Annotated in this window: 13 protein-coding genes and 1 pseudogene; 9 read left to right on the plus strand and 5 right to left on the minus strand. The window is 59.5% G+C overall.

The genetic code is table 11. The annotated features are described in order from the left end of the window. Positions 1 to 321: 321 nt before the first annotated feature. From AWM79_RS24295 to AWM79_RS10200, 3 genes and pseudogenes are all read left to right on the plus strand, one after another. Positions 322 to 501 (plus strand): annotated as a pseudogene (locus AWM79_RS24295) (IS5/IS1182 family transposase); the annotation flags it as partial. A 137-nt stretch (positions 502 to 638) separates the two neighbouring features. Then, positions 639 to 2,894: an Orn/Lys/Arg family decarboxylase gene (locus tag AWM79_RS10195; RefSeq protein WP_060782761.1), complete on the plus strand. Its 2,256-nt coding sequence runs from the start codon at positions 639 to 641 to the stop codon at positions 2,892 to 2,894. A gap of 14 nt (positions 2,895 to 2,908) precedes the next feature. Next, positions 2,909 to 3,469, plus strand: coding sequence for a GNAT family N-acetyltransferase (locus AWM79_RS10200; RefSeq protein WP_039792495.1), 561 nt, complete (start codon positions 2,909 to 2,911; stop codon positions 3,467 to 3,469). 41 nt (positions 3,470 to 3,510) lie between these two features. Here the strand turns inward: AWM79_RS10200 and AWM79_RS10205 are convergent, their stop codons facing one another. Together AWM79_RS10205 and AWM79_RS10210 are read right to left on the minus strand one after the other, a co-directional pair. Continuing rightward, complete coding sequence (locus tag AWM79_RS10205; RefSeq protein ID WP_017131752.1) at positions 3,511 to 4,407, minus strand: LysR substrate-binding domain-containing protein; 897 nt, start codon at positions 4,405 to 4,407, stop codon at positions 3,511 to 3,513. 99 nt (positions 4,408 to 4,506) lie between these two features. After that, complete coding sequence (locus tag AWM79_RS10210) at positions 4,507 to 4,746, minus strand: hypothetical protein (protein ID WP_017131753.1); 240 nt, start codon at positions 4,744 to 4,746, stop codon at positions 4,507 to 4,509. A 216-nt stretch (positions 4,747 to 4,962) separates the two neighbouring features. On the opposite strand from AWM79_RS10210, the gene AWM79_RS10215 reads away from it, so the two are divergent. After that, entirely contained in the window at positions 4,963 to 5,520 is a 558-nt protein-coding gene (locus tag AWM79_RS10215) for an NADPH-dependent FMN reductase (protein WP_017131754.1), read from the plus strand. A gap of 139 nt (positions 5,521 to 5,659) precedes the next feature. On the opposite strand, the gene AWM79_RS10220 is transcribed toward AWM79_RS10215, so the two are convergent. Further along, positions 5,660 to 7,558: a type VI secretion system Vgr family protein gene (locus AWM79_RS10220; RefSeq protein WP_017131755.1), complete on the minus strand. Its 1,899-nt coding sequence runs from the start codon at positions 7,556 to 7,558 to the stop codon at positions 5,660 to 5,662. Positions 7,559 to 7,774: 216 nt separating this feature from the next. Between AWM79_RS10220 and AWM79_RS10225 the strand changes: the two genes are divergently transcribed. Continuing rightward, the gene (locus AWM79_RS10225) at positions 7,775 to 8,479 is read left to right on the plus strand and encodes a YebC/PmpR family DNA-binding transcriptional regulator (protein ID WP_017131756.1); all 705 of its coding nucleotides are present in this window, start codon (positions 7,775 to 7,777) and stop codon (positions 8,477 to 8,479) included. A 25-nt stretch (positions 8,480 to 8,504) separates the two neighbouring features. Here AWM79_RS10225 and AWM79_RS10230 read toward each other — a convergent pair whose 3' ends face one another. Further along, the gene (locus AWM79_RS10230; protein ID WP_060782762.1) at positions 8,505 to 9,815 is read right to left on the minus strand and encodes a leucine-rich repeat-containing protein kinase family protein; all 1,311 of its coding nucleotides are present in this window, start codon (positions 9,813 to 9,815) and stop codon (positions 8,505 to 8,507) included. Positions 9,816 to 9,908: 93 nt separating this feature from the next. Continuing rightward, complete coding sequence (zapE, locus tag AWM79_RS10235; RefSeq protein ID WP_060782763.1) at positions 9,909 to 11,042, minus strand: cell division protein ZapE; 1,134 nt, start codon at positions 11,040 to 11,042, stop codon at positions 9,909 to 9,911. A 623-nt stretch (positions 11,043 to 11,665) separates the two neighbouring features. Here zapE and AWM79_RS10240 point away from each other — a divergent pair. From AWM79_RS10240 to AWM79_RS10255, 4 genes are read left to right on the plus strand one after another with little or no spacing between them, the layout of a single operon-like run. Then, positions 11,666 to 12,190, plus strand: a complete 525-nt coding sequence (locus tag AWM79_RS10240) for a Csu type fimbrial protein (protein WP_017131759.1) — start codon at positions 11,666 to 11,668, stop codon at positions 12,188 to 12,190. 20 nt (positions 12,191 to 12,210) lie between these two features. Continuing rightward, a complete protein-coding gene (locus AWM79_RS10245; protein WP_017131760.1) occupies positions 12,211 to 12,747 on the plus strand; it encodes a Csu type fimbrial protein in 537 nt (178 codons plus the stop codon). A 5-nt stretch (positions 12,748 to 12,752) separates the two neighbouring features. Then, positions 12,753 to 13,253 carry a Csu type fimbrial protein gene (locus tag AWM79_RS10250; protein WP_017131761.1) on the plus strand — a complete coding sequence of 167 codons (501 nt, stop codon included), beginning with the start codon at positions 12,753 to 12,755 and terminating at the stop codon, positions 13,251 to 13,253. A gap of 34 nt (positions 13,254 to 13,287) precedes the next feature. Continuing rightward, positions 13,288 to 14,082 (plus strand): fimbrial biogenesis chaperone, encoded by a 795-nt coding sequence (locus tag AWM79_RS10255; protein WP_026013150.1) that lies wholly within the window; start codon positions 13,288 to 13,290, stop codon positions 14,080 to 14,082. Positions 14,083 to 14,092 lie beyond the last annotated feature (10 nt).

The following is a 14,092-nucleotide window of genomic DNA, read 5'->3' on the forward strand; positions in this document are numbered from 1 at the left end:
CCAAAAATAGCTAGGAATGTTCGGCAATGACCTTTAGCCAGGCGCTTACTCGAAGAAAGATAAAAATCACCTTTTAAGATAAAGGCAAAAATACACTACCCCTTATGCGTATTTTTAACGGCCACAGTGGGCGCATACCACACGATGCAACACGCTAAGTGCCGAGGCTGGATCTACCGTCCATTGAAAAAGTCACCCTCGCCGAACTCACTTTTACACATACAACCAATGCAATTAAACTTTGACTACCCAATCTACCGGACCTTCGATTTAGCCGAATTGAATACTCGTTAACTCGTTGTGAAACTTTTGGACCACTTCCGAAACAGCTTTCCAAATAGAGACCTGGACAGAGGTCTTTATTGAAGTCGGTATTTGGTCGAGAGCGCTTTCGCCTGGTTGAAACACTACCGGGCCTTGGCGTCTCGATTCGACAAGCTCAAGAGAAACGATGAGAACGTGGTTCCCATGGCATGCGCCTTCCCTTGGCTACCCATGTGAAACGACAAGAGACCCAGTGTTTTTTTCAGCGGTTTTTTGTTACAAGAGGTCTCGCTTCAGTTCACATGTAGGGCAAACAGCTTCTACCCTGAAGGAATTGGCGGACAAGGTTCTGTCGCTTCAGGATTGAAATGCCCATGTACAAGGATTTGAAGTTTCCGATCCTGATCGTGCACCGCGATATCAAGGCGGACACTGTCGCCGGGGATCGGGTACGGGGAATCGCCAAAGAACTGGAGCAGGACGGCTTCAGTGTCTTTGGTGCCGTCGACTATGCCGAGGGCCGCCTGGTCGCTTCGACTCACCATGGCCTGGCCTGTATGTTGATTGCAGCCGAGGGGGCCGGGGAGAATACCCACTTGCTGCAGAACATGGTCGAGCTGATTCGCCTGGCGCGGGTCCGGGCGCCGGATTTGCCGATCTTCGCCCTGGGCGAGCAGGTCACCCTGGAAAACGCACCCGCCGATGCCATGAGCGAACTCAATCAACTGCGTGGCATCCTTTATCTGTTTGAGGACACCGTGCCGTTCCTGGCGCGGCAGGTGGCCAGGGCGGCACGCAATTACCTGGATGGCCTGTTGCCGCCCTTTTTTCGTGCCCTGGTGCAGCATACCGCCGACTCGAACTACTCCTGGCACACACCGGGTCATGGCGGTGGCGTGGCCTATCGCAAGAGTCCGGTGGGGCAGGCGTTCCATCAGTTTTTCGGGGAAAACACCCTGCGTTCCGACCTGTCGGTGTCCGTACCGGAGCTGGGGTCGTTGCTGGATCACACCGGCCCGCTGGCCGAAGCCGAGGCGCGAGCGGCACGTAACTTCGGTGCCGACCACACGTTCTTCGTAATCAACGGTACTTCGACCGCGAACAAGATCGTCTGGCATTCGATGGTCGGTCGTGACGATCTGGTGCTGGTGGATCGCAACTGTCACAAGTCGGTGTTACATGCGATCATCATGACTGGCGCCATCCCGCTATACCTGTGCCCGGAGCGCAACGAACTGGGGATTATCGGCCCGATTCCCCTGAGCGAATTCAGCCGGGAGTCGATCCAGGCGAAGATCGATGCCAGCCCGCTGACTCAGGGACGCACGCCGAAGGTCAAGCTGGCGGTGATCACCAACTCGACCTATGACGGCCTGTGCTACAACGCCGAACTGATCAAGCAGCGCTTGGGCAACAGTGTCGAGGTGCTGCATTTCGACGAGGCCTGGTATGCCTATGCGGCCTTTCATGAGTTCTTCGCCGGGCGCTATGGCATGGGCACCTCGCGAGCCCCGGACAGCCCACTGGTCTTTACCACCCATTCGACCCACAAACTGCTGGCGGCCTTCAGCCAGGCCTCGATGATCCATGTGCAGGACGGCGGTGCGCGACAGTTAGATCGCGACCGTTTCAACGAAGCGTTTATGATGCATATCTCCACGTCGCCGCAGTACAGCATCATCGCCTCCCTGGACGTCGCCTCGGCGATGATGGAAGGCCCGGCGGGACGCTCGCTGCTGCAGGAAATGTTCGATGAGGCCCTGAGCTTTCGCCGTGCCTTGGCTAATCTGAGGCAGAATATTGCTGCCGATGACTGGTGGTTCACCATCTGGCAGGCCCCGCGGGCGGAGGGCATCGATCGGATCGAGACGGCAGACTGGCTGCTGGAGCCACAGGCCGATTGGCATGGCTTTGGCGACGTCGCCGAGGACTATGTCCTGCTGGATCCGATCAAGGTCACCCTGGTGATGCCGGGCCTGACGGCGGGCGGTGCGTTGAGCGAACGCGGGATTCCGGCGGCGGTGGTCAGCAAGTTTCTCTGGGAGCGCGGTTTGGTGGTGGAAAAAACCGGCCTCTACTCGTTCCTCGTGCTGTTCTCCATGGGGATAACCAAGGGCAAATGGAGCACCCTGTTGACCGAGCTGCTGGAGTTCAAGCGCAACTACGACGCCAATATCAGCCTGACCAGTTGCTTACCGTCCGTCGCGAAACAGGGGCCGCAGCGTTATCAGGGGATGGGGTTGCGCGATCTGTGTGATCAACTGCACGGCTGTTATCGCAGTAATGCGACGGCCAAACATCTCAAGCGCATGTACACGGTGCTGCCGGAAGTGGTCATGAAACCGGCCGATGCCTATGACCGTCTGGTCCGTGGCGAGGTCGAGGCCGTATCGATTGATGCACTGCAAGGTCGGATCGCAGCCGTCATGCTGGTACCTTACCCACCGGGCATTCCGCTGATCATGCCCGGTGAGCGTTTCACCGAAGCAACCCGCTCGATTATTGACTACCTGGCCTTCGCCCGGACCTTCAACAGCGGCTTTCCCGGCTTCGTCGCGGACGTGCACGGCCTGCAACATGAAGACGACGGTCATGGCCGTTGCTATACCGTCGATTGCATCAAGGATTAAGGACAGTTCGCCCTATGCATTTAGTCATGAACCCGAAAGACCCTGAGGTCTCGGTCCGGGTGGCCGACGAGGGCTTCTCCGAGTACATCTGGGGTAGCGATTTTAGTTTCGAAGTCAAGGCCTATGGCCGGGCCGAGATAAACCGCAGGGTCGACCAATGGCCATTGGTCGCGGTGACGCCGTATCGCAAGTGCTATGGGATCGATCCCGAGGAGTTCGCCAGCTATCGAGGGGCGACGGACAGTGCGATTTTCATGGCCTATCTGGATAGCCGGGCAGTCGGGCATGTGGTGGTCAGTACCAACTGGAACGGCTTCGCCCATGTTGACGAATTGGCGGTCGATGCGCAGGCGCGCCGCCATGGCGTGGCCAAATCGCTGCTGGATGTGGTGCGGTTCTGGAGCCATAAGAAAAACCTGCCGGGCGTCATGCTGGAAACCCAGAACAACAATCTGGGGGCGTGCCGGCTCTACGAGCGTTGCGGTTATGTGCTGGGCGGAATGGATCACCTACGCTATCGCGCAATTGATGCCCAGACTTGCGAGGTGGCGCTGTTCTGGTATCTGTTGTTCTAGTGACCTGTGTGGTGAGTTCTATTAGTCAATGAATCCACGGATCAGGTCGGTGCCAACATTGCTTCGGCTTTTTCGCCGACGATCTCCAACAAAGCCTTCTGCGCGGCTGAAGGCTCGTGCTCCTTCAAGACCAGGGCATACAGGGTGATGGGGATGGCCGGTGACAGCGGGCAGACATCCAGACCGCTGGCTCTGGCCCCTACGGCTGTGAACGGGTCGACGATCGCCAGGCCTTCCCCGGCTTCGACCATGCTGCGCATCATCTGGTAGGTTTGCACCCGCGTCTGCACAACCGGCTGCGGACGTAAGGCCTGCAGCTTGCTATCGAGCAGCAGACTGAGGGTGTCCTGTTCCTCCAGGCCGACCATCGATTGTCCCGCCAGGTCTTGTAGGGAAATGTATTTTTGTCGGGGTTGCAGCCAGCCGTGAGGGGCTAGCAATTGCAGCTTGCCCTGGGTCAGTGCCTCACATTGAATCTGCGGATGTTCGGGGTCGTGCAGGCTCAGGCCCAGCTCGATTTCGCGTAGCAGCAGGCCACGGGCGATGTCGCGGGTGTGCTGGCTCGAGAGTGTGCAGGGCGTTTCGCGAAAGCGTCGACGCAGCGCCGCGACGCTTTGCGGGAGCAGTTGTTGGGCTAGCGGCGGGGTACAGATCACCCTTAGGGGCGGGGCCTGATGCTGGCGCAGATCGCCGGCCAGGCGCCGCAATGGCTCCAGTTCCCGGTATAAGCGACTGATTAGCGGTTGCAACTCGCGGGTTTCGTGCGTTGCCTGCATTCTCCCGCGCACGGTGGCGAACAACAGAAAGCCCAGTTGCTGCTCGGCTTCCTGCAAGGTTGCACTGAGCGTGGGGGCCGGCAGTTGTAGCAACTCAGCGGCGGTGCCGAGATTGCCGGTCTGCACGATGGCCTGGATTACTTCGATATGGCGTAAACGCATGCTTGAAGTCCATGTCCAGCACAGAGGAGGTCAGTGGACTGATCCTAACTCAAGTTGGCTCGCAAGACTGCAGTTCGCGCAATGGCTGATAGCCATGAGTTATGAATCGACTACGGCCCTCGCGGGTTCGCGGATGATGGTGATCCCCGACTGCACCAGCAGGAATTCCTGATCGTCGAGTTTGTTGACACGATCGCCAATGGCGAGCTTGTAGGTGATGACCGGTTCCGTGCCAGCCAAACCGTCAACGGAAGGCATCGATTCCTTGAACTCATGCACGGAATAGACACGGCCTTCCGCGTCCCTGGCATGAAATTGTCCGACGAGTACTGCGGCCATCTGTTTAGAACCTCTGGAAGTGAACGCTCGATTTACCGCCCAGTAGACCCCTGTTTGGTGAGGGAAGTTTTGCGGCGTGGAAAAAATAGTCCACTCATCCTACGGGTTCTGAATGTCGTGTAGGGCGATGCCGAGCTGGAGATGAGAAAGATTCTCGAATAACGGCGTTCGATCATCTATACTGGGGCGTCTTTATCCCGACTATCAGGAATGTCCATGAGCAATGTCCATACCGTCGCTGTCCTAGTCGGCAGCTTGAGAAAACAATCGTTCAACCGCAAGGTCGCGCAGGCTTTGATCGATCAGGCACCGGCCAATCTCCAATTGAAGATTGTCGAGCTCGGTGAATTGCCGCTCTATAACGAAGATATCGAGGATGTGCCGCCGGCAGCTTATACGACGTTCCGCCAGCAGATCGCCGGTGCCGACGCGGTGCTGTTCGTGACTCCGGAATACAATCGTTCAGTGCCTGGCGTATTGAAGAACGCCATTGACGTCGGTTCCCGCCCCTATGGCAAAAGTGTCTGGAGCGGTAAGCCGGGGGCGGTGATCAGCGTATCGCCAGGCGCTATCGGTGGCTTTGGCGCCAACCATCACCTGCGCCAGTCTCTGGTGTTCCTCGATGTGCCGTGTATGCAGCAGCCGGAAGCCTACTTTGGTGGGGCAGGCAGCGCCTTCGATGAGTCAGGCAAGCTGGCGGAGCGGAGCGCCGCGTTCCTGCAGACCTTTATCGATGCCTATGCCCAGTGGGTCGAACAGCACAAGAAGGCCTGACTTTCAGGCGGCTGGCCTCAGGGGCAGGGATCGCACTGTCCCTGGAGGTCAGCCATGCTTCTCGGATCTCTGCCGTGCCAATCATCGCCGATGACTTGCGCGACCGGCACATGATCGGCTACCGACAGCACCGTGACGTTCAGTGCGGCCCTATCGGCTTAATCAACCATTCATAGACGCTGTTCAGTTCATCACGGCAGGTATCGGGGCTGTTGTTCGAGCTTGCCTGGAGAAGGGCCAGGTGTTGAGCGAGACTCCAGTGTTGCCTCAGGTAGTCGTGCAGGGCCACGCACTGCCCGGGATAGAGCAACCAGAGCTGTTCCGGGGTATGGCTGAGCTCCAGCGCCAGCCGATGTTTCTGGTCTGGACTCAGCGCGGCGACGCCTCGGCTATCGCTGCGGCCTTCGAGCAGGATGTCATCGCGGCCCATGCGCGTCAGTGCCTTGAGGTCCGGTCGTGGCATGCGCACGATGTACCAGAGACTGTCGCATAGGCAGCGGCCAGGGTTCTGTGGTTGTTCGTAGAGGTAGATTTCTCCCGGTGCAGCGGGGTCGTCCGACGCCGTGGCAGGGTGCCGCGCCGCGGGATTGCATGAGCCGGGTTGAAGCGTTGGCTGCTGATCCGCAGGCATGGCATCGGCTGGGATATCGCTGTCCCTGCCGGCCAGAAAGCCGCAGATCACCAGTTGGTCCGGGTCATGGTCGACACAATCGACCAGCACCTGACTACCCACGGGCAGCGCTTTTCCTTCGGCAATGCCCACGGGAATCCAGCAGCCGGGAAGGTGGGTCGCCGAGTGCAAGGCATCTTGCAATTGGATCGGCAGTCGCCCTTGGGCATCCGCCTGTATCGATTGTCCCGGCGGACCAAGCACGGTGCCGACCTGATAGCCCTGCCACCGCGCGCGTACCTGGCGCAAGGCCGGGCGAAACGGTGTGGCCCAGGGCATCGCCGTGAAGTGATTGCCGTAACCCTGGGTCTCGAAGTGCTCATCGGACAAGGGGACTTGCCCGTATTCGTCGGTGAGTCGCCCAAGTGCCTCGCCCCGCCATCGTTGCTCGCCCCAGTGCTGGACTTCGATGATCAACCACTGGTCGTTGAGTGTCGGGCGCGGGTGACCGCTCAGACGGCGTACATCACCGCAGTGCAATTGCCCCAGGTTGCTGCTGCCCTGAACCTGCCGGCCCTCACAGCGCAGCCGCTCCAGGGTGCGTCGGCTGCGCTGTTGCGCATGGCGTTGCTGCGGATCGGCAATCGCCGAGTACAGACCATAGGCCGCCGCCTGATTGGCGGCGCCGTCATGCTCTGGCGCTGTGCTCCAGGGTTGCTCCGACCAGGGCGGATAAGCGATCACGGGCGTGCGATGGTTGTCGGGATGGGCGAGCATCGCGTGACGTTCGTGGAGTCGGCTGATCACTGGCTTGCCATGGGCAGGCAGCGTTTCACAGTAGGGGACGGCGCCGGGGCGCTCGCGAAAGGCCTGGGGATCTTCGGCGAATACCACGACGTGCTGGCCGGGGCTGTGTTCGAAGTGATAGTGGATGCCTTCCTCCTCACAGAGCCGGTTCAACCACTGCAGGTCGTCCTGATCGTGCTGCTGGCACTGTGGGCGCGGTGGGTAAGTGCCCTGGTCGAGTTCGAAGCGATAGTCGGCAGCGCTCAGGCCATGGCTCTCGAGCAACTGCCGGAGAATGTCGGGGACGCTCAGGTTATAGAACACCCGGCGCCTGGTATTGCGTTCCAGAAGCTGCAGGCGCGGGCCCAGCACCAGCCGGTAGTGACACAAATCCGGGTTGAGGTAGCGGCTGCTGATTTGATGGATCAGCCCATGGGCGCCTTCTTGCGCCTGCCCGAAGCTGAGGAAAGCCGGTTGCTGCTGCAGCGCGTGCAGATCCAGTTCTGGGTCCTCGCCCAGCAGTTCGATTTCAAAGCGATAGGGCCGGTTCAGGGCCTCACGCCCATTGAAGTGAATGACCTGAAAAGGCGTTGCGAAGGGGAAGATCGCCAGTGAGAACAGTCGTTCCTTGTCCTGAGCCATTGCATCTCTTCTTATAGGGGATTTTGCGGCAGAGGGTACGAAACGGCGCGGGCGCCTGGACAGAGCAAAACAGCTTTTGGGAAATTGCCTACGATGATCTGAGCAGAGTCGTAGCGATTATCAGGTTTTGGTCGATCAGTCACTTTTTGCCGTATAAACTGCGCGCAAAGCGTCGGCCAATAAATGTCACGACGCCACTGATCGAGAGAGTGAGTAATGGGCGCACAGTGGAAGGTTAAACACAAAGAGGCCGCAGCCAACGCCAAGGGCAAGCTGTTTGGCAAGCTGGTCAAGGAAATCACTATCGCTGCGCGCAATGGTGCGGACCTCACCACCAATGCGCACCTGCGCCTGGTGGTCGAGCAGGCAAAAAAAGCCTCGATGCCCCGTGATACGCTGGAACGTGCGATCAAAAAAGGCTCGGGTCAACTGGGTGAGACCGTGCAGTACCACCGCGTGACCTACGAAGGGTTCGCTCCGCATCAAGTGCCGCTGATCGTCGAATGTGTCACCGACAACGTCAACCGTACCGTGGCGGAAATCCGCGTGGCCTTCCGCAAGGGGCAACTGGGAGCCTCGGGTTCGGTGGCCTGGGACTTCAACCATGTCGGCCTGATCGAGGCCTCGCCGCAGCGCCCTGACGCGGACCCGGAAATGGCCGCCATCGAAGCCGGCGCGCAGGATTTCGAGCCAGGCGAAGAGGGCGCGACCCTGTTCATCACCGAGCCGACCGACCTCGATGCCGTACAGAAAGCCTTGCCGGAACAAGGTTTCACCGTCTTGTCCGCCAAGCTGGGCTACCAACCGAAGAACCCGGTCAGCGGCTTGAGCGACGAGCAGATGGCGGAAGTCGAAGCCTTCCTTGAAGGCCTGGACAATCATGACGACGTGCAGGACATGTTCGTCGGTCTGGTGGGCTGATCCTGTGGCGAGGGGCTTGATCGTTTCAGGCCAGTTCAGCGCAGATCGCCTCGAATCCCGGACGTGCCAGCACCTGCGGCTGGATGCAGCGCAGTTGCAAGGCCTGGAGCGCTTCCAGCAGGCGCGGATCGATATTGCCATCGATCCGTTCCAATAACTCCCCCAGCAAAATCCCGAACGCCCGCACCTCGATCCGTTGCAGGGCGTGGGTTTGCGGGCTGTCCGTCGGCGAATGAAACGAGGCCGCGCCAAAATCTCCCAACAGGCAATCGCCGTCGGCGTTGTAGAGGATATTGTGCCCGTATAGGTCGCCATGACAGAGGCCCAGGCGGTGCAGGTGCGCGCCGACCGAGGCGATCCCGCGAGCCATGCGTCGGACCTGCCCGGCGCTAAAGCGGGTATCGTGGCAATAGACATCGCGGCTGCACGAGTCGAGGCTGGGCAGCGCGGCGAGGTTGGTGAATCGTGGATCGATCAGTTCCATGACCAGCCCCGACAGGTTGTCTGGATGATCGACGATACGACCCTCGACCCGGATCAGGTTCGGGTGCGGCCCGGCTGCGATGCAAGCATTCATTTCATTGAGTGGCGAGCCGTCGCTGGTCATGCTGCCCTTGTACACCTTGACCGCCACCGCCTTGGCCGGTGCCGAAGGTTGGACCCATAGGGCCTGGCTGATCACCCCCGAAGCGCCTTCGCCCAGCCGTTGCCCAAGTTGCAAGCGTGCCCAGTCGATATTTGGCGTGGTATCAGTGGCCAGTACCTCGCCGGTGTGATCGAGTCGCGGATTACCGGCATAGGCGATCCAGGCCAGGCTGGGCAAGGTCAGTAGCCACTGCGGCAATTCGCTCAACTGGTTGGCGGCGATGCGGATCAGTTCGAGCCTGTGGCAATGGGCCAAGGTCGTCGGCAGTTGCCGCAGGCGATTGCCCGCCAGCATGAGTTTTTGCAGCAACGGGCGGCGGCCCAGCTCATCGGGCAGTTCGCCGATGCGGTTGTCGGTCAGGATCAGCCAGCGCAACAGTGGCGGTAATGCCGCCGCCGACACGTGTTCGATGCGATTGGCCTTGAAGGCGACCATGCTTAGCTGGACGCATTGGCCAAGACAGACGGGCAATTCGCTGAACAGGTTGTCGGAACAGAACAGAATGCGCAGATGCGGCAGGCGATAGAGGTCGTCCGGCAGGCAGCTCAACCGATTACCGCTCAGGTTGAGAATTTCCAGGGAGTCGGCCAACTGGAAGATTTCCCGGGGAAACTCGGTCAGCCCGCAGGACAGGTCGAGGCGCTTGATACCGGTCAGTTGGCCGGCGCGCAGTTGGGCGAGGGTATGCATAAGCAGGCTTGAGTACTCGTCACGATCATCGAAAAAAGCATCGCCATGATAGCAATGTTGTCGGGTTGCGGCGCTGCGCGCTGGCTTGTCGTATCACCCAGACGCGCCCGGCCCGATCTCGACCAGTTGACTCAGGCGGCTACGGGTGCGTGCCAGGTCAATGGCATGGCCGCCGAGGCTGTCGCACAGTGAGCGCGCGCCGATCAGCAAGAGGCGCTTGTCCTGATCGTAGAGGACGTCGATCAGGTTGATAAAGCGCTGCTGGGCGGCGATCGAGCAATTTTCCAGGCAGGGTAGTTCGTCGATGATCCAGGTGTCGAAACGCCGGCACAGCTCCAGGTAGTCCATCACCGCCGTGGGTGCTTCGCACAGATCGGCGAATTCGAAGCGTACGCGGCGATCATGGTTCTGGCGCACCGTTAGCTGGCGTGTACCCACGGTCAGGGCGCTGGCTGCGGCTCGGCGCTCCGGCAATTGCAGGGCGTGACGTTGTTCGAGGCTGCCAGGCCAGATGTACTGGCCATGGGTGAATTGCTGTTGGGTATGACTGGGCGATTGGTTGCGATAGTCGCGGGGGCCACCGACTTCCATGATGTCCATTCGGGCGGTGATCAGGTCGATCACCGGCTTGAATCGGGCATGATAGAGCGGATTGGGCAGCAGGCCCTGGGGTGGGTAGTTGGAGGTCACCACCAACAACACACCACGCTGGAACAAGGCCTTGAACAACCGGGTAAGCAGCATGGCATCGCCGATGTCATGGACATGGAATTCGTCGAAGCACAGCAGCCGACAGCCCTCGAGTCGGTCGTCGAGGGTGGCACCGAGAGCATCCGGCGCCTGGCGATGGGTGAACATGCCCTGGTGCAGGTGGGCGAAGAAGTCATGGAAACGCAGGCGCTGTTTCTCGGCAATCGGCACGGCCTGGAAAAAGCCGTCCAGCAGCCAGCTTTTGCCGCGGCCGACGGCACCATGCAGGTACAGACTGCGCTGGCGAGGCGAGGCCCGCAACAGCGACGTGGCCTGCTGCGCCATGCGTTCGATGACCTGCTGCTGGCTGTGGCTCAGGGTATAGCCCTGATGGTTGGCCTTGTTTTGGAAATACGCCTGCACCTCATGATGCGGTGCTACCGCGCCAGCCTCGTCGGAGAGGGCCTTGCCGAAAAAACGGCGCAGGGCCAGCCAGCGGGATTTCTCGCCAGGGCGATGAGGAGGGAGAGCGGCCAACGGAGAAGATCCCCTTAGGTGAAAGTCCTGAACGTCTGGGACATGACGTCCTCACAAGTATGTGCCGCAGATGACGCGAGGTTAGTTTGCCAACGGTCGTGCTGATTTAACCATACAAGATGTAGCAATCGGCAATCGTCGAAGAAGGTGGTCAGGCGGTTTCGGTCGCCATGTGTGGGCTCGGATATAAACACAATGAAGGCATATGGCCGGCAATGCTTGTTTTTAAGCTATTTTTAATGCTCGGGGTGATTGTATGAATCTCATCAAATGTGTACGTAGTTATAATGCTTGTATAGTTTTTTTGAGGTTTTTTATAGTGCTATTTATGGCTTTTACAAAGAAAATTACCAAAAAAAGACAATTTTATTTTTGAATTGACTGACAGCTTTGTCCTTCACTGCTAACCTGTCGCAAGTCATCGTTGAGAATCGATCTCTGGTTTCGGTCGTTGTGGGCACACTGTACGGCGTCCTGCCTTGGTCCTGCGACTGCGAGTAGAGATGCGGCCTACCCTGGGCGTTGGCAGGCAATCTCCGTCGAGCGGAGCCAGGTAGGAAAAGGAATGCCGCCGCCGATTGGCTGGTCAATCGGCTTTATCCTCATGGAAGTAGGATCGACATATGAAACACCTCAAACGCCCGGCGCTAGTGCTAGGGCTCCTGTTTTTTCTGGCGGACGCCGCCGATGCGATGATGATTGGGACTATCCAGGCTCGGCTGGTCATTTCTCCTGCCTGTGAGGTGAACGTGGCCGGAACGAACAGGCCCAGCCACCTCGGCCGACTGGATTTCGGTAGTCCGGGTCCAATCTGGGCTCGCCCACTCAATGCCCATATCCGAAGTGACGACGAGGCTCTGCAAGTCGCCTGCAATAGCTCGGTCAGCGGTTTCACCGTGACCATCGACGGAGGGGTCAACGGTGACGGCACCATCCGACGCCTGAGCAACGGACGCCAGACGATCCCTTACCGACTCACGGTCGATGCTGCCGGCATCGACAGCTACCGCATCGGACAACAACGCAATTTCGCCGTCGACGGTGGAGCCTGGAAGCCGATTCCGGTCTACGGCGCGATGGTGGCGAATATCAACACATTGTCGGCGGGCACTTACCGCGACACGCTGACGGTCACGTTGGACTGGTAACTCAATAGAGGATGAGCATCATGCGGCAACTTGTTTCACGTTTCGTTTTATCCGCGTTTGGCCTGACAGTGGCAGGCGCTGCCCATGCCGCGACCACTGTCACGGGGCAGATCAGTTCTACCCTGATCCTGACCAGCAGTTGCTTGGTCAATGGTGGGGCCGGTTCCGCCAACCTGAATTTTGGTACGCTGAATTTCGGTACCACGACCAGTCTGTTCACCAATATTGGCACGCAACTGGTGGCCGACGGCGGTGGCGCGGTGTCGATCCAGTGCTCGTCCGGGACCACGCCCACTGTGACTATCCAGAGCGGTTTGCATGACGGGCAGTCCAGCGGTGGAACCCGAGCCCTGTACGACGGGGTCGCCAATTTCGTGCCTTATGATCTTTACACCGATTCTGGATACAACGACCTTCTGGCGAGCAATGGCGTGATCAACCTGGCGTCCAGTACTGGCGATGCCCAGACCATCAATATCTGGGGCAGGGCGGTGGGTAAAGCCGGGCTGCCGGCGGGAACCTACACCGACACCATTTCCGTGCAGTTGAGCTTCTGAGTGCGGTGGTTCGCCGTGGATGCGCGCTCGTACTACTGGCCTGCGCGAGTAGCCTGTCGTTGCCGCTGGCAGCGGTCACCAGTGCGAGTTTGCAGGTCAGCGCCAGCATTATCGCCGGTTGCCTGGTGGTGGGCGGGGGCTCCCACTACGGCAACCTGAACTACGGCAGCTATTCGGCGTTGTCGACCGGTGCGGTGTCTATCTCGCTGACCGGTGGCGTGCAATTGCAGTGTACGCCAGGGGTGAGCCTGAGTATGAGCGTGGATGGTGGACAAAATAACAGCAGCGGCCGTCACCTCAAGCTCAACAGTGGCACGGCCCAGGTGGCTTATCAGTTGTTCAGCGACGCTGGCTTGAGCCAGGCGCTGGGGATCAGCCAGAGCGTGAATATTGTCTACGGCAATGCGAACAACATCAGTCTGCCGATCTACGGCAGGGTGGTTTTACCGGGGAATCAGCCGCCGGGGACCTACAGCGATGTACTGCAGGTGCAGTTGTCCTGGTAAGGGCGGTTTAGTGGAAGCGACAAGGAGTTTGCGTATGTGTTCACCCAGGCGGTGCTTGCAGGCCGCGCATTACGGACTGATGGTCTTGGTCTTGTTGGGTGCGGGCCAGGTCCGGGCGGCTAGTTCGGTGCTGATCTGGCCGATCGATCCGGTGTTGGAGGCCGATCAACAGGCCAGTGCCCTATGGTTGGAGAATCGCGGCAATGAAACCACCAACCTGCAGGTCCGGGTCTTCGCCTGGAGCCAGAGCGGGTTCGACGATCAGTACCAGAATCAACGCGAGGTGATTGGCAGCCCGCCGGTGGCGCGCATCGAGCCGGGCCAGAAGCAATTGGTGCGCCTGACTCGGACCCGAGAGATGCCGCTGGGGCGGGAACAGGCCTATCGCATCATCATCGATGAAATCCCCTCGGCGAAATCTCCAGATGCCGCCGTCTCGAACGGCAACACGGCAGCGGCGATTCAGTTTCAGATGCGTTACTCGATACCGTTGTTCGCCTATGGCGCGGGGCTCTGGAGCAAAGAGGACCTGACGCGCCAGCGTGATCCGAAGAGTGTCGGAATCCCGGATCTGAGCTGGCGCAAGGTGGCCGAGGGCGGGCGCTCCTATATCGAGATCCGTAACCGTGGTGCGGTGCATGCGCGCTTGACCGATGTGGCGGTCAGGCAGGCAGGGCAGCCCCGACCGGTAGTCGAGGGGTTGATGGGCTATGTCTTGCCGGGTGCGATCATGCGCTGGCCGGTGCCGGAGTCCCTGGCCAGCGGCCAAGAGCTGCTGTTGCGGGTCAACGGCGCGGCGAGTGTCCAGAGCATCAAGCCCGATCAATGAAGAGCAGGGA

This window comes from Pseudomonas agarici (assembly GCF_001543125.1).
In the GTDB taxonomy this organism is placed as follows: domain Bacteria; phylum Pseudomonadota; class Gammaproteobacteria; order Pseudomonadales; family Pseudomonadaceae; genus Aquipseudomonas; species Aquipseudomonas agarici.